The organism is Paraburkholderia guartelaensis (assembly GCF_004353905.1).
GTDB lineage: Bacteria > Pseudomonadota > Gammaproteobacteria > Burkholderiales > Burkholderiaceae > Paraburkholderia > Paraburkholderia guartelaensis.
Genome location: NZ_SMOD01000028.1, coordinates 79,362 through 101,291 on the forward strand (window position 1 = coordinate 79,362; position 21,930 = coordinate 101,291).

A 21,930-nucleotide genomic window follows, 5' to 3' on the forward strand; every position below is an offset into this window, starting at 1 on the left:
GTTCAGGGAAGCAGGCGCCTGCCGATCAAGCGCGGCAGGCGCAGCGCGAAGCCGCTCACGAGCCGCAGGTGCATGCCCGCGAGCAGCAGGTTGTCGCGCACGTAGTTGAAATGCGAAACGCCGCCTTCATCGGCGCCGAAGTAGCGCACCGGCGCTTCGATCTGGATGGGCCGCACGCCGGCCCAGCACAGGCGCACGGCGGCTTCGGGATCGAAGTCGAAACGGCGCATCCACGTCTGGCTGTGCATGATCGACTTGAGCGGCGCGATCGGGTACACGCGAAAGCCGTAAAGCGAATCGCCGATGCCGGCCCACAGCGTCTCGAAGTCGGCAAAGAAGTTCGAGAGGCGTCGTCCCTGCACGCGCAGTTGCGGCGCGCTCGCGTCGAACTTCGGCCGGCCCAGCACCATGGCTTCGGGCGCGGCCTGCGAGGCGGCCATGAATTCGGGAATCAGCGCGGCGGGGTGCTGGCCGTCGGAGTCCATCGTCAGCACGTGAGTGAATCCGCGCGCCGCGGCGGCTTCGAGCCCCGCGAGCACCGCGCCGCCCTTGCCCCGGTTGGCGGGCAGCACCATGACGTGCAGGCCGGGGTCGTCGTTGGCCATGGCCTGCAGGCGCGCGGCGCTGCCGTCCGTGCTGCCGTCCACCACGACCCACACGGGGTTCCATTGCGCGCGGGCGCCGCGCACGGTCTCCTCGAGCTTGGCGCCCGGGTTGTAGCTCGGGATCAGGACGAGATGCGTGGACGAAGGCGTGGACATGGCAGCGGGCGCTTCCACCGCGTGAGACCCTGAAAAAATTTTAGGTCGCGCCGCTGCGCGCGCATAACCGCCAGGGCGGGAGTCCGGCGCATCGTGCGCGGGGACTTCGTAACCGGGTGCCTCGGCGCTTGCGCCCGTGCTTGTGCCGGGCGCGGAGCGCGACTGTCGCGTTGCGTCGAAGGGTTGCACAGACACTCGTATTTCCTCAGAGGATGCAGCAGCGGAAAACGCGCCGCGTGTTCAGGCCAGGCCGCCGTTGATCGAGAGCACTTGCCCTGTCACATAGGCGGCCGCGTCGGACACCAGGTACGCCACCATGCCCGCGACTTCCTCGGGCTGGCCGGCGCGCTGCGCGGGCACGAGCTGCTTGATGCGCTCGGCGGGAAACGCGTGCTCCGCCATGGGCGACGCGATGATACCGGGCGCCACGGCGTTCACCGTGATGCCGCGCGAGGCCAGCTCCAGCGAGAGCGATTTCGTCGCGCCGATCAGCCCAGCCTTCGCGGCCGCGTAGTTCGCCTGGCCTCGATTGCCCATCACACCCGCGAGCGAGGCGATGTTGACGATGCGCCCGTGGCGCGTGCGGATCATCGGCATGAGAAGCGGCTGCGTCACGTTGAAAAAGCCGTTGAGCGAGACGTCGATCACGCGGCGCCATTGCTCCCGCTTCATGCCCACTAACGGCGCGTCGTCGTGAATGCCGGCGTTGTTCACCAGGATCTGCACGGGCGCGTCTTCCACGAGACGTGCGAGCGCGGCTTCGGCCGCGTCGGCGTCGGTCACGTCGAAGGCGATGGCGTGCGCGCTGCCGCCCGCCGCAACGATGCGCTGAGCGACGGCCTCGGCCTCTGCCAGACGCCGGTTCGCGTGCACCCAGACCTCGTGGCCCGCCTGCGCGAGCGCAACGCTGATGGCCTGCCCGAGTGCGCCGCTGCCGCCTGTCACGAGTGCACGCATGGGGTTTCCTCCATCAATCCTGGCTAGATCCTGGCCGGCGCCGGCAGTCACGGGACCGCGCGCAGCGCGCGTCAGCGCACGCGGTGCGCCGCGACATAGGCGGCGAGCGAACCGAGCGTGGCGAAGATCTTTTCGTTTTCCGGGTTGTCCGAGCGCAGCTCGAAGCCGTACTTCTTCGAGATCAGCAGCGCGATTTCCAGAATATCGATCGAGTCGAGCCCGAAGCCTTCGCCGTACAGCGGGGTGTCGGCGCTCACTTCGTCGAGCGACACATCTTCGAGATTCAGCTCTTTCACGATCTGCGTGGCGAGCTCTTGTTCCAGTGCGTTCATCATGCGTGGGCTCTCCGGGCGTGCGGGCCGAAAGCGCCGGCCACCCGTTTTTAGGGTTCGTTTGATGTAAAAGTTACCAGGATTCTAAGTGAAGGGTTTCGGTGCGTATACGGTGCTCCCAGGCGAAAGGGTTACAGAGGGTCGGTGCCAGGCGCCGCGCATTTTTGGGATCGGAACGCGCGAGACGCTTGCGCGGCTTCGGGCCTGTCTGGATCGGACAAAAGCCTTGTCTGGCGCGATTCCGAACATTCAGTTACAAACCGGCGTCTGGCAGGACAGGTGATCGTGTCCCGCCAATCTTAAAATGTGCGTGCCTGAACGAGCTTGCAAGAAACCGGCCCGATACTTGCGTTTCTTATGATGTTTCGTGGCGCTTGCCTAACCATACAATTCACTTTCGACCGTATTTGCGATATTCGCCAGATGCTTTCCTCGCCCAGCCAACCCGTCCTGGACCGTACCGGGGGCGCCTGCCAGCCGGCGCCGTGCGCACGGCGGCCTGGCGCGCGCGTGCGCGGAGGCCGGCGATGAGCACGGTGGCTGCGGCGGCGCGCGCGGTGGCTGGCGTGGCGGCGGTGGCTGGCTGGCAAATCGGCGCGCATTACGCGGTGGCGACGCCGGGCGCGCACGGCTTCGGCCTGGCCATGGCGCTCGTGCCCCCGCTCGCGATCGCGCTGGCCGCCGCCGCGCGCTCGCCGCGCCGGGCGTGGCTGCTGCCGCTCTGGACGCTCGTGGTGCTCGCGCTGTGGTTCATGCGCACGCCACTTGCTTTTCACTTTGAGTGGGGACTGTATCTGGAGCATGTGAGCTTCAACCTCGCGATGGCGCTCCTGTTCGGGCGCACGCTCGCGGCGGGGCGCGTGCCGCTTTGCACGCAGTTCGCGTCGATGATCCACGGCGGCGCGCTGACGCCTGCCGTTGCGCGCTATACGCGCCAGATCACGCTCGCGTGGACGCTCTTTTTCGTCGCGATTGCCGGCGTTTCGACGCTGATGTTCGCGGTTGCACCGATCGTCGCGTGGTCGACGTTCGCCAACTATCTGGCGTTGCCGCTCGTGGCGGTGATGTTCGTCGCCGAGCACGCGTGCAGGCGTTTCGCGCTGCCGGGCGAGCCGAATGCCGGCATGCTCGACGCGATTCGCGCATACCGGCAGACGACCCAGCAGACGGCACAGGCCCGCGCGGAGCATTCCTGATCATGGATGCCGCTCGCCAGCCTGAATCAAAGCAGGGAACAACGCAGGAATCCGTATTGACTGAAGTTATGCAGACTCATCCGCTCGTTTTTCATACGTCGCCCGACCAGGTCATTGCCTGGCGCGACGGCGCGCCCGTTACGGTGCGCACGTTCCTCGCCGATGTCACGCGTGTGGCCGCGGCGCTGCCGGCGGGCGGCCACGTGTTCAACGTCTGCCGCGACCGCTACCGCTTTACCGTCGGCCTGTGCGCGGCGCTCGTGTCCAGCCGCATCAGCCTGCTGCCCTCCACGCAGACGCCGGAAACGGTGCGCCAGCTCGCCTCGTTCGCACCCGACGCGTTCTGCCTCCACGATGCGCCTGACTGCGCGATCGACCTGCCGCGTTTCGCGTATCCCGAAGCCCAACAGGAAGCCGACGAGCACGCGCCCTTCGTCGTCCCGCAGATCGATGCGTCGCGCGTCGCGGCCTACGTGTTCACGTCGGGGTCCACCGGCGCGCCGGTGCCGCATGGCAAGACGTGGGGCGTGCTGGTGGCGGGCGTGCGCGCGGCGGCCGAGCGGCACGGCCTGCTCGCCGTGCACGATTGCACGATCGTCGGCACGGTGCCGCCGCAGCACATGTACGGCTTCGAAGTGACCGTGTTGCTCCCGCTGATCGGCGGCTTCGCGTTCAGCAACCGGCTGCCGTTCTATCCCGTCGATATCCGCGACGAACTCGAAGCCGTGCCGCACCCGCGCGTGCTCGTGACCTCGCCGATCCATCTGCGTGCGCTGCTCGCCACCGGTCACGCGCTGCCGCCGGCCGAGCTGGTGCTCTCCGCCACCGCGCCGCTTTCGGAAAAGCTCGCACTCGAAGCGGAAGCCCGCCTGAAGGCGCCGCTCGTCGAAATCTACGGCAGCACCGAAACCGGCCAGATCGCGACGCGCCGCACCGCGAAGGGCGCAACGTGGCAACTGCTCCCGAAGGTCCGCTTCGAAGCGCGCGAAAGCGCGGCCCAGGACGACGAAGGCCCGACGATGTGGGTCTCGGGCGGCCATGTGGAAGAACCGGTGCCGATGGGCGACGCCATCGAACTGCTCGACGCGCAGCGTTTCCTGTTGCACGGGCGCAAGGCGGACCTCATCAACATCGCGGGCAAACGCACCTCGCTCGCCTACCTCAACCATCAGCTCAACGCGATTCCTGGCGTGGTGGACGGCGTGTTCTTCATGCCCGCTCACCTCGAGCACGATGCGCATACGGGACACGACGTCGTGCAGCGCCTCGTCGCGCTCGTGGTCGCGCCCACGCTGACGCTCGCCGATCTGCAGCGCGCGCTGCGCGAGCGCATTGATCGCGCGTTTCTGCCGCGTCCGCTCCTGTTCGTCGATTCCCTGCCGCGCAACGACACCGGCAAGCTGCCGCAAGACGTGCTCGCGGCGTTCGTCGTGCGGCAGATGCGCGGCGGCCTCGCGCCCACCGCGAAGGACACGCGTTGCGCACTGTCCGAACCCGCGACCACGCTTTCGTTCACGATTCCCGCCGATCATCCCGCGCTGCCGGGCCACTTCCCAGGTCACCCGATCGTGCCCGGCGTCGTGCTGCTCGATCACGCCATCGACGCGATCGGCGACGCGCTGAACCGGCCGTTCACCACGTTCAAGCTCAGCACCGCGAAATTCCTGAGCCCGGCCGCGCCGGGCGAAACACTCGACCTCGCATGGGACGCGGCGGCGAGCGGCGCGATCCGCTTCACGCTGCGCGCGGGCGCGCGCGATGTCGCGAGCGGCGTCATCAGTGACGCGCCCGTTGACGCACTCGGCGCCGAGCCGCTCACGCGCGCGAGCGCGCAAACCGGAGCGCAGCCATGACCAAGCGCACCGATTGGGCGAACCAGCAGGAGCGCAGCAACACGCTGCTCCTGCGCGTCATGACGTGGCTCTCGCTGCGCCTGGGGCGCCGCGCGGGCCGCGCGCTGCTGCATTTGATCGCGCTGTATTTCGTGCTGTTTTCGCCGCGCGCGTGCGCGGCCTCGCGCGACTACCTGCGCCGCGTGCTGGGCCGCCCGGCGCATTGGCGCGACATCTATCGCCACGTGTTCACGTTCGCTTCGACGATCCACGACCGCATCTACCTGGCGAACGCGCGCTTCGACATGTTCGATATCCGCCCGCACGGCCATACGCTCGTGGACGAGACGCTCGCCAAGGGGCGCGGCGTGTTCCTGATGGGCGCGCACCTCGGCAGCTTCGAGATCGTGCGCGCGCTCGGCCGCACGCGGCCCGACCTGCGCGTGGTCGTGACGATGTACGAAGAGAACGCGCAGAAGATCAACGCGACGCTCGCCGCCGTGAATCCCGCGGCGAAACCGGAAGTGATCGGGCTCGGCCAGGTCGGCTCGATGCTGAAGGTGCACGAGCGTCTCGACCAGAACTGCATGGTGGGCATGCTCGCGGACCGCACGCTGCTCGCCGACGACGACGCCACCATGCGCCGCATGGCGTTTCTCGGCGAGCCGGCGGCGTTCCCGCTCGGTCCGCTCTACATGGCCGCGATGCTCAAGCGCCCTGTGCTGTTCATGACGGGCCTGTATCGCGGCGGCAATCGCTACGACGTGCACTTCGAAACGCTGGCGGACTTCACCGACGTGCCGCGCGAGGCGCGCCAGCGCGCCATCGACACGGCGCTCGTGCGCTATGTCGCGCTGCTCGACCGCTATTGCCGCAAGGCGCCGTACAACTGGTTCAACTACTACGACTTCTGGCAGGGCGGCAAGCAGGGCGCGCAAGCTGGCGCGCCGGCATCGGCAACCGCGGCAGCAAGCGCCGCGGCCCGTGCGCCGGCGCCATCTCCGGTGCGCCGCCGCGAGACGCGCCCCCATGCCGAGCTTCCCGTGCACGAGGTGACCGACGCATGAGCGCGATCCGTCGTTGCGCAACCTTGCGCACGCGCTGCCAGCGTGCGCTGGCGAGCGCCGCTTTCATTGCCGCTTCCATCATGACGGCGGCCGCGCCTGCCGCGCAGGCACAGGCTGCCGAATCCGCGCAGCCCGCCTGGACGCTCGACCGTCTGATGTCCACGCTCGCGCAGCACAAGTCCGGCCACGCGAGCTTCACCGAGACGAAGTACCTCTCGATCGCGGCACAGCCCGTGGAGTCGTCGGGCGAACTCGTGTTCGTCGCGCCCGATCATCTGGAAAAGATCACGCAGAACCCGAAGCCGGAGCACCTCGTGGTGGACGGCGACATGTTGACCGTGCAGCGCGAGAACCACAAATACACGCTGGCGCTCGCTCGCTATCCGGAGCTGGGCGCGTTCATCGAGAGCATCCGTGCGACGCTCGCGGGCAACCGCTTCGCGCTGGAGCAGGTGTACAAGGTCGCGCTCACGGGTGAGGGCGACGACTGGACGCTCACGCTCACGCCGCTCGACTCGCGCATGCGCAAGGTGGTGAGCACGATCACGATCGACGGCACGCGCGACGCAATGCGCAGCGTCGCGATCCAGCAGGCAGACGGCGATCATTCGGTGATGCGTCTGCATGCCCTTTCCGCGGACGCGAACTGATGGACCCGCGCGCCCATCCGGTCCTTGCGCGCGGCTTCGCGCTCGTGCAGCGCCGCGCCGTTGCGGTGTGGCTGCTGTGCCTCGTCGCGTGCGCGGTGGCGATCGGCCGCGCGAATTTCACCGCCGATCTCTCGGCGTTTCTGCCGCGCTCCCCGAGCCCCACGCAGCAAGTGCTCGTCGATCAACTGCGCGACGGCCTGGCTTCCCGGCTGATTCTCGTCGGCATCGACGGCGGCTACGAGAGCACGCGCGCCGAACTTTCGCGCCGCGTGGCGGCGACCTTGCGCGCCGACCCGCAATTCGTGGCGATCCACAACGGCTCGGGCCAGAACGACGCGCGCGACGAGCAGTTCATGTTCGCGCACCGCTATGTGCTGAGCCCCGCGGTCACGCCGCAGCACTTTACGGAACGAGGGTTGCACGAGGCGCTGGGCGAGAGCCTCGATCTGCTGACTTCGTCGGCGGGCCTCGTTGCCAAGGACCTGCTGCCGCACGACCCCACGGGCGAAGTGGCGGCGATGGTCGGCCAGCTCGACAGCGCGGCGCAGCCTGCGAGCCGCGGCGGCGTATGGGCTTCGCGCGACGGCCGGCGCGCCGTGCTGGTGGCGCAAACGGCAGCTGCCGGCTCCGATACCGACGCCCAGTCCCACGCCATCGACGCCGTGCGCGCCGCCTTTGCCGCCGCCACGCGCACCTTGCCCAATGCTTCGGCCTACCAGGTATCGTTGACGGGGCCGGGCGTGTTCGGCGTCGCCACGCGCGACGCGATTCGCCACGACGTGGAACGCCTCTCCACCCTGAGCCTCGTGCTGATCGTCGCGCTGCTGCTCACGCTGTACCGCTCGCCGCGCACGCTGGGGCTCGGGCTCCTGCCGGTGTTCTCGGGCGTGGCGGCGGGCATTGCCACGGTTTCGCTCGTGTTCGGCACGGTGCATGGTTTGACGCTCGGCTTCGGCACGACGCTGATGGGCGAGGCGGTGGACTATTCGATCTATCTGTTCGTGCAGTCGTCGCAAGGCGGCCCCCGCGGCGCGCCTCAGAGCCGCGAGACGATGCGCGCATGGCTCGCCGCTTACTGGCCGACCATCCGCCTTGGCGTGCTGACCTCGGTGTGCGGCTTCGCGACGATGCTGTTCTCGGGCTTCCCCGGCCTCGTGCAACTCGGGCTCTATTCGATTGCGGGCCTCGTGAGCGCCGCGCTCGTCACGCGCTTCGTGCTGCCGCAGCTGTCGGGCGGCGCAGTCGCGATTCGTGATGTCTCGCGCATCGGCGCTTCGCTCGCGCGACTCGCGCACGCCGCGCCGCGCCTGCGTTGGCCGCTCGCGGCGCTCGTGCTCGCCGCGCTGGCGTCGCTCTGGTTGCATCGCGACGACCTCTGGAGCCACGAACTTTCCTCCCTGAGCCCGGTGCCCACCGCGAGCCAGGCGCTCGACACGCGCCTGCGCGCGGACGTGGGCGCGCCCGACGTGCGCTATCTCGTGGTGATTCCGGCCGCGAGCGAGCAGGCCGCGCTCGAAGGCGCGGAGAAGGTCGGCGCGCAACTGCAGCCGCTCGTCGAGCGTGGCGTGCTGGGCGGCTTCGAGAGCCCCGCGCGCTACCTGCCGAGCGACGCCACACAGCGTGCGCGCCTCGCGAGCCTGCCCGGCAAGGACGTGCTCACGGCGCGCCTGCAAGAGGCGATCAAGAACCAGCCGGTGGACGTGAGGCCCGACGCCTTCACGCCGTTCCTCGCCGACGTCGAGGCGGCGCGCAACGCGCCGCTCGTCACGCGCGCGGACCTCAAGGGCACGTCGATGGCGCTCGCCGTCGATGCGCTCCTGACCCAGCGCGACGGCCAGTGGAGCGCCATGCTCGCCTTGCGCGCGCCGCGCCATTCACAAAGCGCGCAAGCCGTGAATACGCCGAGCCTCGACGCCAGCTCCGTGAGCGATGCCGTCGCCCGTGCGAACGTGCCGGGCGCGCTCTTCGTCGACATGAAGGCCGAAGCCGACCGCATGTACGTGGACTACGTGCACGAAGACATTCGCCTCTCGCTCGCGGGTTTCGTCGTTATCGTCTTACTGCTGGTGTTCGCGCTACGCTCGTTCTCGCGTGCGGCGAGGGCGCTCGCGCCGCTCGTCGCGTCGGTGCTGGTCGTGGCGGCGGGATTCGCACTGGCGGGCGTATCGCTCACCATCCTGCACCTGGTCGGCATGCTGCTCATCGTCGCGGTGGGCTCGAACTATGCGCTGTTCTTCTGCAAGCGCGACGACGCAGCGGGCATCACGCCGCGCACGCTCGTCTCGCTGCTCGTCGCCAATCTCGCGACGGTGGCGGGCTTCGGCCTGCTCTCGCTGTCTCATGTGCCGCTGCTCGAAACGTTCGGGCTGACGGTCGGGCCCGGCGCGATGCTTGCGCTCGTATTCGCGGCGATTCTCGCGCCGCCGCTCGTGCACAGCAGCGCCGAGGCGCACGTGGCCGCCGATACCCCCGACGAGCGGCGGCCCGCTCGCCCGCGCCCCGAACGCGCGCATATGACCCACCCGCACGGAGGCCGCGCATGAACTCGGCTTCGTTGCCCACTACGCGTGTGACGCCCGCGTCCGCCACGGCGCGCCGCTGGATGCCGTCGCCGTCCATTTGCGGCGCGGCGGCGGTGCACGCGGGCGCGGCCGCCGCCCTGGTCGCGCAGCCGCACGCATGGCCGTGGGCCGCGGGCAGCGTGGTCGCGTCGCATCTCGCGCTCATCGCCGCGGGCCTGTGGCCGCGCAGCGCGTTGCTCGGCCCGAACTGGACGCGCCTGCCCGAACACGCGGGGCAGCGCATCGCGCTCACCATCGACGATGGTCCGGACCCCGAAGTGACACCGCGCGTGCTCGACCTGCTCGACCACTTCGATGCGCGCGCAACGTTCTTCTGCATCGGCGATCTGGCGCAACGCCACCCGCATCTGGTCGAAGCGATCGTGGCGCGCGGCCATGCCGTCGAGAACCATAGTCAGAGCCATCGGCATACGTTTTCGGTCTCGGGGCCGCTCGTGATGAAGCGCGAGATCGAGGCGGCGCAGCGCACGCTTACCGAAATCGCAGGTACGCCGCCGCGCTTTTTCCGCGCACCGGCTGGCCTGCGCAATCCGTTCCTCGAGCCGGTGCTGTGCGGCCTCGGCCTGCACCTCGCGAGCTGGACGCGGCGCGGCTTCGACACCCGCGCGAAAGACGCCGGCACGGTCACGCACCGTCTGCTCGATGGACTGGCTGCCCGCGACATCCTGCTCGTGCACGACGGCCACGCGGCGCGCGACGCGCGCGGCGAGCCGCTCGTGCTCGACGTGCTGCCGCCGCTCCTGCGCGCCGCCGCCGAACGCCAGCTGCAGTGGACCACACTGCGCGCGTGCCTCGACGGCGAGGCCGGTCAACCCTGATCCACCGCTGCGCCAACGGAACGACTGAATGAAACCACTCATCCTTTCGCATTTCACCGCTACCAGCTGCCTCGGGCGCGGGCTCGACGCGACGCTCGACGCGCTGCGCGGCAAGCGCGGGGGCCTCGCGCGCTGCGACTTCGAGCGTGCGGACCTCGATACGTGGATAGGCGAAGTGGCGGGCCTCGACAGCGAGACGCTGCGCGCCGATCTCGCGGACTACGCTTGCCGCAACCACCGTCTCGCGCAGATCGGCTTCACGCAGGACGGTTTCGCCGAACACATTCAGGCCGCCGTTGCGCGCTATGGAGCCGAGCGCGTGGGCGTGTTCGTCGGCACCAGCACTTCGGGCATTCTCGAAACCGAAAACGCCTACCGGCAGCGGGACCTGGAAAGCGGCGCGCTCAAGCCGGGCTTTCATTACGCGCAGACGCACAACCCGTTCGCGCTGGCTTCGTTCGTGCGCGCGTACTTCGGCCTGCGCGGGCCGGCCACGTCGATTTCTTCGGCCTGTTCGTCGGGCGCGAAGGTGTTCGGCTCCGCGCGCCGCATGATCGAGGCGGGGCTGATCGATGCGGCCGTGGTGGGCGGCGTCGATTCGCTCTGCTTGACGACGCTGTACGGCTTCAACTCGCTCGAGCTGCTTTCGCGCGATCCGTGCCGCCCGTTCGACGTGAACCGCAACGGCATTTCGATTGGCGAGGCCGCGGCGTTCGCCTTCCTCGAGCGCACGCCCGACACGATGGACGACGACGCCATCCTGCTGCTCGGCGTGGGCGAATCGAGCGACGCGCATCACATGTCGTCGCCGCATCCCGATGGGCTCGGCGCGCGCGCCGCGATGGCGCAGGCGCTTTCCACCGCGGGCGTGGCCGCAAGCGAAATCGGCTACATCAATCTGCATGGCACGGCCACGCCGAGCAACGACGTCGCTGAAAGCCGCGCGATCAACGCACTGTTCGAGCGCACGCCGTGCAGCTCGACCAAGGGCGCGACGGGGCATTCGCTCGGCGCGGCGGGCGCGCTCGAAGCCGTGATCGCGGCGCTCGCGCTGCGCCATCGCTTCGTGCCCGCCGGCGTCAACACCACGCAGCCCGACGCCGCGCTCGGCCTCGACTACGTGCTGGAAAGCCGCGAGGCGCAAGTCGGTGCCGCGCTCAGCAATTCATTCGGTTTTGGCGGCACGAACTGCAGCCTCCTGTTCGGCCGCGCGGACCGCGCACATCACGGATGACCGCCATGAGACTTTCCGTATTCATCGAAAGCGTCGGCGTGATCGGCCCGGGTCTCGTCAACTGGCCGCAGACGGCCGACGTGCTCGCCGCGCGCGCGCCCTACGCGAGTGCACGCACGGTGCTGCCGCCGCCGGAAGGGCTGCCGGCGGCAGAGCGCCGCCGCACCGGGGCCGTCGTCAAGACTGCGCTCGCCGTGGGCCACGAGGCCGTCGCGGCGAGCGGCCGCGACGCGACGACGCTCGCCGCCGTGTTCGCGGCCTCGGGTGGAGATGGTCAGAACTGCCACATAATCTGCGATGCGCTCGCCGGCGACGACCGCCTGCTTTCGCCCACGCGTTTTCACAACTCGGTGCATAACGCGCCCGCGGGCTACTGGAGCATCGCGACGCGCGACCAGGCCGCATCGAACGTGCTGTGCGCACACGACGGCAGCTTTGCAGCGGGGCTGCTCGAAAGCGCGTGTCAGGTGGCCGTGGATGGCGTGCCCACCTTGCTGATCGCCTACGACGCCGACTATCCCGAGCCGCTGCACACGTTGCGTCCCGTGGCCGATGCATTTGGCGTGGCGCTCGTGCTCGCACCGCAGGCGAGCGCGGCGACGCTCGCGCGCCTCGACGTGACGCTCACCGAAGCGCTTGCAACGCCGCTCGCTTCGCCCGAACTCGAAGCCCTGCGCACGAACAATCCCGCCGCCCGCGTGCTGCCGTTGCTCGAAGCGCTCGCGTGCATGGACACATCCAGCCAGCCTGCGAGCGTTGTCATCGACTACATGCCTGAACTGCGCGTGCAAATCGACGTAACGCCTCTGGACGCGATGGGAGAGGGCGCATGACGACGCAAGCCACCCTGCCGGGTACGCTCGCGGATGTGATCGAGAACGCCGCGACGATCGCGCCGCTCGACCGCGCATGGATCGCGGCGCGCATACCGCACAGCGGCACGATGTGCCTGCTCGACGCGGTACAGTCATGGGATGAGACGCATATCCGCTGCATAGCGACGAGCCATCGCGATCCGCACAATCCGCTGCGCTCGCGCGGCCGCCTTGCGGCGGTCTGCGGCGTGGAGTACGCGGCGCAGGCGATGGCGGTGCATGGCGCGTTGCTCGGCGCACTGGACGGCGCAGAGGCGGGGCGTCCGCGCGTGGGTTTTCTTGCGAGCGTGCGCACGGTGGTGGCGCATATCGAGCGCCTCGACACGCTCGCCGCCCCGCTCGCGATCGAAGCCGAACGCGTGAGCGGCAGCGGCAACACGATACTCTATGGTTTTACGGTGCGCGGCGAGGGCCGCGTGCTGCTTACGGGACGCGCGGCAGTCATGCTCGACGCGTCCGCAGTCATTCGATGACAATACAAAAGGGAGCCCGATGATGAAATCCAAACGGTTCATACTTGCCGCGCTCGTGCTGGGCATGGCCAGCTCGATGGCGCACGCCGACCTTCACGAAGTGAAGGAGAACATCAAGCACGACTCAAAGGAAGCGGCCACGAAAACCGGCCACGCCGCGCGCGACTTCGGCCACGCCACCGCGAACGCGGCGAAGACGGTGGGCCATGGCATCGCGCATGCGTCGCGCGAAGGCTACGAGGCCACCAAGCGCGCGACCAAGCGCGTGTTCCACAAGGACGGCAGCGGCGAAAGCAGCGAGAAGAGCCAGGCGTAAGGCAGTTTCTGCTGCATGCCGACACGCGTAGGCGTTTACCCTCGCGCACGCCTACGCGCCGCGCATACCCCTCCACCCGGCGCGCCTTCCCGTCCGCGCCCTGTTATCCGGCTCGCCGCCGGCCCCCGCCGTTCCATCCCAACGCTTCAAGAATCGCGCCGCCCTTGCCGTTAATGCAGGGGCGGCGCAATCGCTCGCCTGACGGCGGGTGGTCTGCCGCGTACCACACTTGAGATCGAGCCGGCCGCAGGCGCTGCATGGACTCCGCGCGCCGCGGCAACAAGAGGGGAAGAAGGTATGGTCTATTCCCAAGCGGCGGGAGCGTTCGGCGCAGAGGGATCACGGGGCGGTCAGTCGGAGGTGTCGAAAGAATCGGACGGGGCCGCGAACGGAACAGATGCGGCGCTCGCGCAGGAACGCAGCGTACTGCGCCTGGTGTCGCGCAGCATGGCGCTGCCTGAACTGCTGGCGGAAGTTTGCTGCCGCGCCGAGCGGCTGCTGGGCGCGGGCGCGAACTGCGCGGTCCTGCAACTGGACGCCGACGGCCAGCGCCTGCGCATCGGCAGCGCGCCGTCCTTGCCGGCGCAGTATCACGCCGCGTTCGACGGCACGCCGGTCGGTTCCGGCACGAGCCCGTCCGGCACGGCGATCGCCGAGCGGCGCACGATATGCGTGGAGGACTACGAACTCGCGCACGAATGGGGCGAGTACCGCCGCATCGCGCTCGACAGCGGCCTGCGCGCGGTCTGGACCACGCCGCTCGACGACGACAACGGCGGCGTGCTGGGCGCGCTTGCGGTGTACCAGAGCCGGCCCTGGCGGCCCAGCGCGGCCGAGGAGGCGTTGCTGTGCGACATCGCCCGCAGCGTCGCGGCCATGCTCAACCAGCAGACCATGGCCGAGCGTCTCGCGCTCAGCGAGGAGCACCACCGCCTCGTGGTGGACCACCTCAACGAAGGCATCGTGATGCAGGCCCGCGACGACACCGTGCTCGCCTGCAACCGCAGCGCGCGGCGCCTCCTGCGCCTGCCCGAGGACGCCATCGGCCTGAGCATCATGCAGGTGATTCCGCGCGTGCTCGACGAAAGCGGCAAGCCTCTGCCTACCTCGAAGCGCCCGAGCATGAAGGCCCTCGAAACGGGCGAGCCGGTGCTCGGCGAGACGGTCGGCCTCGAGCTTGCGGATGGCGAGATCGTCTGGGTGAGCGAGAACGTGCTGCCGATCTTCCGGCCCGGGGAAAGCGAACCGGTCTCCGTGGTGGTCTCGTTTACGGATATCGGACCGGTGCGCGAGGCGCAGCAGCAATTGCGCTATCTCGCCACGCGCGACGCGCTCACAGGCCTGTACAACCGCACCTTCCTCGCCGAGCGCATGCACGCGATGCTGGAGCGCGCCACGTGTTCGGCAAAGCCGGCGCTCCTCTTCGTCGATCTCGACGGGTTCAAGAAGGTCAACGACACGGGCGGCCACGAAGCCGGCGACTCGCTGCTGCGCGACGTGGGGCGGCGTCTCATCGGCTGCGTGAGCGAGCGGGACACGCTCGCGCGTGTGGGTGGCGACGAATTCGTGATCGCAGTGTGCTGCTACGACAGCGTGGATGACCTCGTCGCGCTCGCGCAGCGCGTGCTCGGCGCGCTTGCCGCGCCGTTCGCGGTGGCGGGCAACGAGTACTACCTGGGCGCCTCGATCGGCATCAGCCTGTATCCCGACGATGGCCGCAGCGCCGCCGCGCTCATGCGCAACGCCGACTCGGCCATGTACGCGGCCAAGCAGCGCGGCACCAACCAGTTCCAGTTTTTCACGACCGAGCTGCGCCAGCGCCTGCAGCGCCGTTTCCAGATCGAGCGGGGGCTGCGCCGCGCGCTCGCTTCGGGCGAGCTGCGGCTCGTCTATCAGCCTATCGTGGATGGCGAAAGCGGCCGCATGATCGGCGCGGAGGCGCTGCTGCGCTGGGAGAGCGAGGAACTGGGCCAGGTCTCGCCGGTGGAGTTCATCCCCGTGGCCGAGGACACCGGCATGATCATCCCGATCGGCCAGTGGGTGCTCGAGCACGCGTGCCGCCAGGCCGCGCAGTGGCGGCGACTCCTCGCGCCCGACTTCGTCATGGCGGTCAACTTCTCGCCGCGCCAGATCGCGGACGGGCTGGTCGAACAGGTGCAGGGTTGCCTCGCGCGCACGGGCCTCGCGCCCGATGCCCTCGAAGTGGAGATCACCGAAGGCATTCTCATGAGCGACAGCCAGAGCGTGCTGCCGCTCCTGCACGCGCTGAACGATATCGGCGTGCGCATTTCGGTGGACGACTTCGGCACCGGCTATTCGTCGCTTTCGTATTTGAAGCGTTTTCCGCTGCACCACCTGAAGGTCGACCGCACGTTTGTCGCGGGCCTGCCCGACAACCGCGACTCCGTGGCGATCACCCAGGCCGTCGTGGCGATGGCGCACTCGCTCGGCATGCGCGTGACCGCCGAGGGCGTGGAAACGCCCGAGCAGGCGTCGTTTCTGCGCTCGCTACGCTGCGAGCGGCAGCAGGGCTACCTGTTCGGCAGGCCGGTGAGCGCCCAGGACTGCGCGGCGCTGCTGCGCGAGCATGCCGCTGGCCGCGTGCGCGAGGGCGCCTGAGCGCGCCTGAGTGCGCCTGAGTGCGCCCCGATCCGGCACGGTCGTGCGGGATTGGCGGGCTCAAGGCAGGGGGCTCAAGATTTCCCGCGCCAGGCCGTAGACGTTGGCAGGAGGCGGATGCCGCACGCATCACGCCAGAGGAAAAGGACACGAGAGAATCATGGATAGCGGCTTCGCAATCGACGATCGAACCCGCCTGACAAGCACGAACCAGTTCGAGCTGCTGCTTTTCCGTCTCGGCGCGGCGCCGGGCAGCGAAGTTGGCGAAGTCTTCGGCATCAACGTTTTCAAGGTACGGGAAATCCTGAGCATGCCGGCGATCACGCCGATCGCGGCGTCGTCCCCCTACGTGCTGGGCGCGGCGAATATCCGCGGCCAGGTGATGCCCGTGATCGACCTGCCGCGGCTCATGGGCTGCGAGCCGGCCACGGGCCTGAACATCCTGCTCGTGACCGAATTCGCGCGTTCCACGCAGGGTTTCGCGCTCGAAAGCGTGGACGAGATCGTGCGGCTCGAATGGAGCCAGGTGCTGACCGCCGACGTCACGATGGGCAACCGCGTGACGAGCATCGCGCGGCTCGAGAACGACCCCGAGAGCAAGAAGCTCGTGCAGGTGGTGGACGTGGAGCAGGTGCTGCGCGACGTCTTCCCGGCGCAGCACGGCGCGGTCGCGGCGGAGGACGTGGGCGAGCCCGCGATGATTCCGCCGGGTGCGAAGGTGCTGGCCGCCGACGACTCCGGTTTCGCGCGTGAGCTGATCGGCCAGAGCCTCAAGGCGCTCGGCGTGGAATACACGATGGCGAAGACGGGCCTCGAAGCGTGGAAGCAGCTCGACGCGATTGCGACGAGCGCGGAACGCGACGGCGTGCGCGCGAAAGATCGCATCGCGCTCGTGCTGACCGACCTCGAAATGCCGGAGATGGACGGCTTCACGTTGACGCGCAAGATCAAGGCGGACCCGCGCACCGTGGATATTCCCGTGGTGATCCATTCGTCGCTCACGGGCACCGCGAATGAAGCGCATGTGAAGAACGCAGGCGCGAGCGGCTATGTGGCGAAATTCGCCGCTGGCGACCTCGCGGGTGCGATTCGCAGCGCACTGGCTGGCAAGCCCATTTACGCCTGATTTCATCAGCTGATGTTCGCGCCGGTGCGCAACGTACCGGCGCGTTGCTCTTTCTCCCTTCTTTCTGGCGCATTCGCCAACCCGAATCCTCAGACGTGTGCCCGCCAGGCATGCCATATGCGCGCTATCCGGCGCCACATTGTCGGCATAAATATCACGTTGTGATATGTTGCCTATAATGACTCGGCAGATGCACTTGTTTTGCGCGCTTGTGGCCATGTCATTGGACGGCTGCCTGCGCGTGGAGGAGGGACCATGGGTGGCAATCTTTCCAACCCGGCACCGCTAGGCCTTGCCGGATTTGCATTCACGACGTGGATGCTAAGCATGATCAACGCGGGCTGGTACAGCGCCGATTCGATGGGCCTCGTGCTTGCGCTCGCGTTCGCGTTCGGCGGCACGGCGCAAATGATCGCCGGCGTGATGGAGTTTCCGCGCGGCAACACGCTCGGCACCGTGGCGTTTTTGAGCTATGGCGCGTTCTGGTGGTCTTTTGCGCTATTCGCTGCGTTTCTTGGCACGAAGGTTCCCGAGTCGTTCGTCGGCTGGTATCTGTTCGTATGGGGCGTGTTCACGTTTTATATGTGGATTGGCTCCATGCATACGAGCACCTCGGTCCAGCTCGTCTTTCTCGCGCTCTGGATTACCTTCGGACTGCTGGCAATCGGTGTGTGGAGCGGCATGGCCATGATCACGCGTCTGGGCGGCTATACGGGCCTCATCACCGCTGCGCTCGCGTTCTACGCCTCCGCGGCCATGGTGATCAACGAGAGCTTTGGGCGCACCGTGCTGCCCACGCATCCCTACGTCGCGCCGCAGCCGCGCGCGGCTTGAGCGTTCCCGACGCCGCCACGCCAATGCGGCGCGGCGGCGCCTCATCCCGAGGAGGGGATCATGGATGAGCATCGGGTCTTTCCGCCGCCCGCGGAATGGGCCGCAAAAGCATGGGTCGATCAGGCCGGTTACGAAGCGATGTACCGCCGCTCGACCGAGGACCCCGAAGCATTCTGGGGCGAACAGGGCAAACGGCTCGACTGGATCAAGCCCTATACCCAGGTAAAAGACGTGTCGTTCGCGAGCCGCGATCTGCACATACGCTGGTTCTACGACGGCACGCTGAACGCCAGCAGCAATTGCCTCGACCGGCATCTGGCGACGCGCGGCGATCGTCCCGCCATCATCTGGGAGGGCGACGATCCCAAGGTGAGCCGCACGATCACGTATCGCGAGCTGCACGGCGAGGTCTGCAAATTCGCCAACGCGCTGAAGTCGCTAGGCGTGAAGCGCGGCGACCGCGTGACCATTTATATGCCGATGATTCCCGAGGCCGCAGTGGCAATGCTCGCCTGCGCGCGCATCGGTGCGATCCATTCGGTCGTGTTCGGCGGCTTCTCGCCCGAGGCGCTTGCCAATCGCATTCAGGACTGCGAGTCGACTATCCTCATCACCGCGGACGAAGGCGTGCGCGGCGGCCGCACGATCGCGATGAAGGCGAGCGCCGACGACGCCATGGCGAAATGTCCTGCCGTGACTACATGCGTGGTGGTGCGGCGCACCGGCGGCAAGGTCGACTGGCGCGAAGGTCGCGACCATTGGTATCACGATTTGATCAATCGGAGTCCTGCGGACTGTCCGCCGGAAGAAATGAACGCGGAGGATGCGCTCTACATCCTCTACACCTCCGGTTCGACTGGCAAGCCCAAGGGCGTCGTGCATACCACGGGCGGCTATCTGACCTACGTTTCGCTCACGCATCAGTACGTGTTCGACTATCACGACGGCGACATCTACTGGTGCACGGCGGACGTCGGCTGGGTGACGGGGCATAGCTATATCGTGTACGGACCGCTCGCCAACGGCGCGACCACGCTCATGTTCGAAGGCGTGCCGAACTATCCGGACAGCTCGCGCTTCTGGCAGGTCTGCGACAAGCACAACGTGCAGATCATCTACACGGCGCCGACCGCGATCCGCGCGCTCGTGCGCGATGGGGAAGGGCCGGTCAAGCGCACGTCACGCAAGTCGCTGCGTCTGCTCGGCACGGTGGGCGAGCCGATCAACCCGGCGGCATGGCTCTGGTACTACGAGGTGGTGGGCGACAAGCGCTGCCCGGTGGTCGATACATGGTGGCAGACCGAAACGGGCGGCATCATGCTCACGCCGCTGCCCGGCGCGACCACGCTCAAACCCGGCTCGGCCACGCGGCCGTTCTTCGGCATCCGCCCGGCCATCGTCGATGAAAAGGGCACCGTGCTCGAAGGCGCAGCGGCAGGCAGCCTCTGCATGCTCGACTCGTGGCCAGGGCAGATGCGCTACGTCTATGGCGACGCGGACCGCATGCGCCAGGTCTACTACAGCCAGTTCGAAGGCAAGTACTACACGGGCGACGGCTGCTATCGCGACGCTGATGGCGACTACTGGATCACGGGCCGCATCGACGACGTGGTGAACGTCTCAGGCCACCGGCTCGGCACGGCGGAGGTGGAAAGCGCGCTGGTCTCGCATCCAGACGTGGCCGAGGCGGCCGTGGTGGGTTTCCCGCATTCGCTCAAGGGGCAGGGCATTTACGCCTACGTGACGCTCAAGGCGGGCGTGGAGCCGAGTGAAACGCTGCGCGCCGCTTTGGTCGCGCTGGTGCGCAAGGAGATCGGGCCGATTGCGAGCCCCGACTGCATCCAGTGGGCGCCGGTGCTGCCGAAGACGCGCTCGGGCAAGATCATGCGCCGCATTCTGCGCAAGATCGCCGACGGCGATTACGACAATCTCGGTGACGTTTCAACGCTGGCCGACCCGAGGGTCGTGAAGGAGTTGATCGATCATCGCGTTGCGCACTGAACGTCACTGGCGCGTGAACAAGCGCCCCAACTGCGGCTCGCTATCCTGGACCCCTGCGAGCCGCAGCGCGTGCCACGCCATCGCGTAGTTGCTCGACAGCACGGGCTTGCCGGTCTGCGCTTCGATCTCCGGCACGAGCGCGGCCACGCGCAGGCTGGTGCACGAGACGAACACCGCGTCGGCATCGTCGTGGCGCGCCAGCGTTTCTATCGCACTACGAATCGAACGCGCGTCGATGCGTGCCACCTCGTTATCGTCCGCATGCTCGAACGAAGCCATGCGCGTGACGGCCACGCCGCGCGCCTCGATGTAATCGCGCATGAAATCGTTGATGGTGCGCACGTAGGGCGTCAGCAGCGCCACGCGGCGCACCTCGAGCGCCTTTAACGCGGCGAGCGCTGCCGTGATCGGCGTGGTGCAGGCAATGTCCGGCCGCGCCTCGCGGATGCGCGCCGCAACCTTGTCTTCGCCTATCACCATCGAAGCCGACGTGCAGCCGAACGCCACCACGTCGAGGCGCTCGCCGGGCAGCATGAGGCTCACGGCGGGGGCGATGCGCGCCTCGATTTCCGCGAGGCGCGGCGGCGTGATGTCCGGCGAATTCTCGAGCCGGCTCTCGTAGAACGCCACGCCCGGCTGGCGCAACAGGTCGCGCCATTCGTATTCGATCGTATGATCGGTGGCCAGCACGACGAGCCCGATCGCTGCGCGGCGGGCAATGCCGTCGTCGAGCGCGAAGTCGAGTTTTGTGTAGGCATCCTCGTGATTTTGCGGCGGTGCGGTATGGGTAGCGTTCATCTCAGCGTCAATCCCGTCATGTCGAGTTCGGGCTCACGCCCGGCCATGATGTCGGCGAGCAGTTTTGCGGTGCCGCACGACATGGTCCAGCCCATGTGTCCGTGACCCGTGTTCAGAAAGAAGTTGCGATGGCGCGTGCGGCCGATCAGCGGCGTGCCTTCGGGCGTCATCGGGCGCAGTCCGGCCCAGTACGCCGGCTGCGTGTAGTCGGCGCCCTGGGGGAAAAGTTCGCGCGCCGCCTGCATCATCGAAGTGAAATCGCCGGGCGTGTGCCGCGTGTCGTAGCCCGCGAAATCCGCGGTGGCCGTGAAACGCAGGCGCGCGCCAAAGCGCGCCCATGCCACGAGGTGGTTCTCGTCCACCCCGCCCATCTCGGGCGGGCGATGCTCGGGCCCGCACGGAAACGTGGCCGAATAGCCCTTCACAGGATAGACCGCGATGCGGTAGCCGAGTGGCCGCGCGAGGATCGGCGACCAGGAGCCGAGCGCGAGCACATAGTCGTCGCCCTGGATCACGCCGGCGCTCGTGCGCACGCCGGCAATGCGGTCGCCGGCGGCTTCGATGGCCTCGATCGGGGCGTCGAACACGAAGCGCACGCCCATACGTTCGCAAACCTCCTTGAGCGCACGCGTGAAGCGGTGCGCGTCGCCGCTTGCGTCGGTCGGGCAGTAGATCGCGCCCGCGATGCGCTCGCGTGCGTGGGCGAGCGCGGGCTCGCGTGCCGCGACTGCGGCGGCGTCGAGCGTTTCGAGCGGCAGTCCGTTCTCGACGAGGATCGACATGTGGGCGCGGCCGCGCTCGAACGATGCGGCGTCGCGATAGAGATAGAGCAGGCCGCGGCTGATGAGGTCGTATTCGAGCTGCTCGCGTGCCGTGACGTCTTGCAGTTGATGCTGCGAATAGCGGCACAACCTCACCTTGCGCGAGGTGTTCTCGCGCGAGCGCGCCTCGGTGCAGTTGAGCAGGAATTGCGCGCACCATGCCCACATGTGCGGATCGGCCTTCAGGCGCAGGCGCAGCGCCTGGCCCTCGATGAACAACGATTTGAGCAGGATTTTCGGCGCACGGGGCGAGGCCCACGTGTACGAGTGCCCCGGCGCGACGAGCCCCGCATTGGCGAAACTGGTTTCGAGCGCAACGCCTGAGCGTCGCTCGATAACGGTGACGTCGCGGCCGTCGCGCGCGAGGTAGTACGCGCTCGTGACGCCTGCGATGCCGCCGCCCAGTACGATGGTCTTCATTCGCGCCCCTCCGTGTGTGTATACAAAAGTACCTTCACGCTGCCGCGAGCGCACGCAATTTGTATACGCGCATACCCTATAGCAGTTAAACGGTGGCATGCATCTATCATGGATAAGTCGTTATGCGCCGGTCCCCATGCAAGCCGCGCGCCATGAGCGCGTGAGACCTGCAGGGCATCGCACTGGACGAATTATTTCGTTTCGCTAACTGACCGCGC

General features: G+C 67.9%; 18 protein-coding genes and 1 pseudogene. 14 read left to right on the forward strand and 5 right to left on the reverse strand.

The window, feature by feature from the left end:
• Positions 1 to 2: 2 nt before the first annotated feature.
• From E1N52_RS29870 to E1N52_RS29880, 3 genes are all read right to left on the reverse strand, one after another.
• Positions 3 to 761: a glycosyltransferase family 2 protein gene (locus tag E1N52_RS29870; RefSeq protein WP_133186605.1), complete on the reverse strand. Its 759-nt coding sequence runs from the start codon at positions 759 to 761 to the stop codon at positions 3 to 5.
• A 240-nt stretch (positions 762 to 1,001) separates the two neighbouring features.
• A complete protein-coding gene (gene fabG / locus E1N52_RS29875; protein ID WP_133186607.1) occupies positions 1,002 to 1,718 on the reverse strand; it encodes a 3-oxoacyl-ACP reductase FabG in 717 nt (238 codons plus the stop codon).
• Positions 1,719 to 1,789: 71 nt separating this feature from the next.
• Positions 1,790 to 2,050: a phosphopantetheine-binding protein gene (locus E1N52_RS29880; protein WP_133186676.1), complete on the reverse strand. Its 261-nt coding sequence runs from the start codon at positions 2,048 to 2,050 to the stop codon at positions 1,790 to 1,792.
• A 527-nt stretch (positions 2,051 to 2,577) separates the two neighbouring features.
• Here E1N52_RS29880 and E1N52_RS29885 point away from each other — a divergent pair.
• The 14 genes and pseudogenes from E1N52_RS29885 (at position 2,578) to acs (ending at position 19,673) form a co-directional block, all read left to right on the forward strand.
• Positions 2,578 to 3,246, forward strand: coding sequence for a COG4648 family protein (locus tag E1N52_RS29885; RefSeq protein ID WP_133186609.1), 669 nt, complete (start codon positions 2,578 to 2,580; stop codon positions 3,244 to 3,246).
• A 68-nt stretch (positions 3,247 to 3,314) separates the two neighbouring features.
• Complete coding sequence (locus E1N52_RS29890; protein ID WP_133186678.1) at positions 3,315 to 5,099, forward strand: AMP-binding protein; 1,785 nt, start codon at positions 3,315 to 3,317, stop codon at positions 5,097 to 5,099.
• Positions 5,096 to 6,052: pseudogene (locus E1N52_RS29895) on the forward strand (LpxL/LpxP family acyltransferase); the annotation flags it as partial. The gene E1N52_RS29890 and the pseudogene E1N52_RS29895, both read left to right, overlap by 4 nt.
• A 173-nt stretch (positions 6,053 to 6,225) precedes the next feature.
• Positions 6,226 to 6,795, forward strand: a complete 570-nt coding sequence (locus E1N52_RS29900) for an outer membrane lipoprotein carrier protein LolA (protein WP_246089267.1) — start codon at positions 6,226 to 6,228, stop codon at positions 6,793 to 6,795.
• Entirely contained in the window at positions 6,795 to 9,338 is a 2,544-nt protein-coding gene (locus E1N52_RS29905) for an MMPL family transporter (RefSeq protein WP_133186615.1), read from the forward strand. Before E1N52_RS29900 ends, E1N52_RS29905 begins: the two co-directional genes overlap by 1 nt.
• Positions 9,335 to 10,195, forward strand: a complete 861-nt coding sequence (locus tag E1N52_RS29910; protein WP_133186617.1) for a polysaccharide deacetylase family protein — start codon at positions 9,335 to 9,337, stop codon at positions 10,193 to 10,195. Before E1N52_RS29905 ends, E1N52_RS29910 begins: the two co-directional genes overlap by 4 nt.
• A 28-nt stretch (positions 10,196 to 10,223) precedes the next feature.
• Positions 10,224 to 11,429 (forward strand): beta-ketoacyl-[acyl-carrier-protein] synthase family protein, encoded by a 1,206-nt coding sequence (locus E1N52_RS29915; protein WP_133186619.1) that lies wholly within the window; start codon positions 10,224 to 10,226, stop codon positions 11,427 to 11,429.
• Positions 11,430 to 11,434: 5 nt separating this feature from the next.
• Positions 11,435 to 12,262, forward strand: a complete 828-nt coding sequence (locus E1N52_RS29920; protein ID WP_133186621.1) for a beta-ketoacyl synthase chain length factor — start codon at positions 11,435 to 11,437, stop codon at positions 12,260 to 12,262.
• Positions 12,259 to 12,777, forward strand: coding sequence for a hotdog family protein (locus tag E1N52_RS29925; RefSeq protein ID WP_246089266.1), 519 nt, complete (start codon positions 12,259 to 12,261; stop codon positions 12,775 to 12,777). The genes E1N52_RS29920 and E1N52_RS29925 overlap by 4 nt, the downstream gene beginning before the upstream one ends.
• A 22-nt stretch (positions 12,778 to 12,799) precedes the next feature.
• Positions 12,800 to 13,093 carry a hypothetical protein gene (locus E1N52_RS29930; RefSeq protein WP_133186623.1) on the forward strand — a complete coding sequence of 98 codons (294 nt, stop codon included), beginning with the start codon at positions 12,800 to 12,802 and terminating at the stop codon, positions 13,091 to 13,093.
• Between the two features lie 297 nt (positions 13,094 to 13,390).
• Complete coding sequence (locus E1N52_RS29935) at positions 13,391 to 15,712, forward strand: putative bifunctional diguanylate cyclase/phosphodiesterase (RefSeq protein WP_133186625.1); 2,322 nt, start codon at positions 13,391 to 13,393, stop codon at positions 15,710 to 15,712.
• 160 nt (positions 15,713 to 15,872) lie between these two features.
• Entirely contained in the window at positions 15,873 to 16,838 is a 966-nt protein-coding gene (locus E1N52_RS29940) for a chemotaxis protein (protein WP_133186627.1), read from the forward strand.
• A gap of 255 nt (positions 16,839 to 17,093) precedes the next feature.
• Positions 17,094 to 17,672: an acetate uptake transporter gene (locus E1N52_RS29945; RefSeq protein ID WP_133186629.1), complete on the forward strand. Its 579-nt coding sequence runs from the start codon at positions 17,094 to 17,096 to the stop codon at positions 17,670 to 17,672.
• A 60-nt stretch (positions 17,673 to 17,732) separates the two neighbouring features.
• The gene (acs, locus tag E1N52_RS29950) at positions 17,733 to 19,673 is read left to right on the forward strand and encodes an acetate--CoA ligase (protein WP_133186631.1); all 1,941 of its coding nucleotides are present in this window, start codon (positions 17,733 to 17,735) and stop codon (positions 19,671 to 19,673) included.
• Positions 19,674 to 19,676: 3 nt separating this feature from the next.
• On the opposite strand, the gene E1N52_RS29955 is transcribed toward acs, so the two are convergent.
• Both E1N52_RS29955 and E1N52_RS29960 read right to left on the reverse strand, forming a co-directional pair.
• Positions 19,677 to 20,471 (reverse strand): maleate cis-trans isomerase family protein, encoded by a 795-nt coding sequence (locus E1N52_RS29955; protein WP_133186633.1) that lies wholly within the window; start codon positions 20,469 to 20,471, stop codon positions 19,677 to 19,679.
• Positions 20,468 to 21,712, reverse strand: a complete 1,245-nt coding sequence (locus E1N52_RS29960; RefSeq protein ID WP_133186635.1) for a D-amino acid dehydrogenase — start codon at positions 21,710 to 21,712, stop codon at positions 20,468 to 20,470. The genes E1N52_RS29955 and E1N52_RS29960 overlap by 4 nt, the downstream gene beginning before the upstream one ends.
• Between the last annotated feature and the right edge of the window lie 218 nt (positions 21,713 to 21,930).

Excerpts from the sequence above, each read along its gene's own strand:
- acs (WP_133186631.1), top strand. The coding sequence starts at position 17,733 with ATGGATGAGCATCGGGTCTTTCCGCCGCCCGCGGAATGGGCCGCAAAA.
- fabG (WP_133186607.1), bottom strand. The coding sequence starts at position 1,718 with ATGCGTGCACTCGTGACAGGCGGCAGCGGCGCACTCGGGCAGGCCATC.
- E1N52_RS29960 (WP_133186635.1), bottom strand. The coding sequence starts at position 21,712 with ATGAAGACCATCGTACTGGGCGGCGGCATCGCAGGCGTCACGAGCGCG.
- E1N52_RS29870 (WP_133186605.1), bottom strand. The coding sequence starts at position 761 with ATGTCCACGCCTTCGTCCACGCATCTCGTCCTGATCCCGAGCTACAAC.
- E1N52_RS29915 (WP_133186619.1), top strand. The coding sequence starts at position 10,224 with ATGAAACCACTCATCCTTTCGCATTTCACCGCTACCAGCTGCCTCGGG.
- E1N52_RS29900 (WP_246089267.1), top strand. The coding sequence starts at position 6,226 with ATGACGGCGGCCGCGCCTGCCGCGCAGGCACAGGCTGCCGAATCCGCG.
- E1N52_RS29885 (WP_133186609.1), top strand. The coding sequence starts at position 2,578 with ATGAGCACGGTGGCTGCGGCGGCGCGCGCGGTGGCTGGCGTGGCGGCG.
- E1N52_RS29880 (WP_133186676.1), bottom strand. The coding sequence starts at position 2,050 with ATGAACGCACTGGAACAAGAGCTCGCCACGCAGATCGTGAAAGAGCTG.
- E1N52_RS29910 (WP_133186617.1), top strand. The coding sequence starts at position 9,335 with ATGAACTCGGCTTCGTTGCCCACTACGCGTGTGACGCCCGCGTCCGCC.
- E1N52_RS29890 (WP_133186678.1), top strand. The coding sequence starts at position 3,315 with ATGCAGACTCATCCGCTCGTTTTTCATACGTCGCCCGACCAGGTCATT.
- E1N52_RS29945 (WP_133186629.1), top strand. The coding sequence starts at position 17,094 with ATGGGTGGCAATCTTTCCAACCCGGCACCGCTAGGCCTTGCCGGATTT.
- E1N52_RS29955 (WP_133186633.1), bottom strand. The coding sequence starts at position 20,471 with ATGAACGCTACCCATACCGCACCGCCGCAAAATCACGAGGATGCCTAC.
- E1N52_RS29925 (WP_246089266.1), top strand. The coding sequence starts at position 12,259 with ATGACGACGCAAGCCACCCTGCCGGGTACGCTCGCGGATGTGATCGAG.
- E1N52_RS29940 (WP_133186627.1), top strand. The coding sequence starts at position 15,873 with ATGGATAGCGGCTTCGCAATCGACGATCGAACCCGCCTGACAAGCACG.
- E1N52_RS29905 (WP_133186615.1), top strand. The coding sequence starts at position 6,795 with ATGGACCCGCGCGCCCATCCGGTCCTTGCGCGCGGCTTCGCGCTCGTG.
- E1N52_RS29930 (WP_133186623.1), top strand. The coding sequence starts at position 12,800 with ATGAAATCCAAACGGTTCATACTTGCCGCGCTCGTGCTGGGCATGGCC.
- E1N52_RS29935 (WP_133186625.1), top strand. The coding sequence starts at position 13,391 with ATGGTCTATTCCCAAGCGGCGGGAGCGTTCGGCGCAGAGGGATCACGG.
- E1N52_RS29920 (WP_133186621.1), top strand. The coding sequence starts at position 11,435 with ATGAGACTTTCCGTATTCATCGAAAGCGTCGGCGTGATCGGCCCGGGT.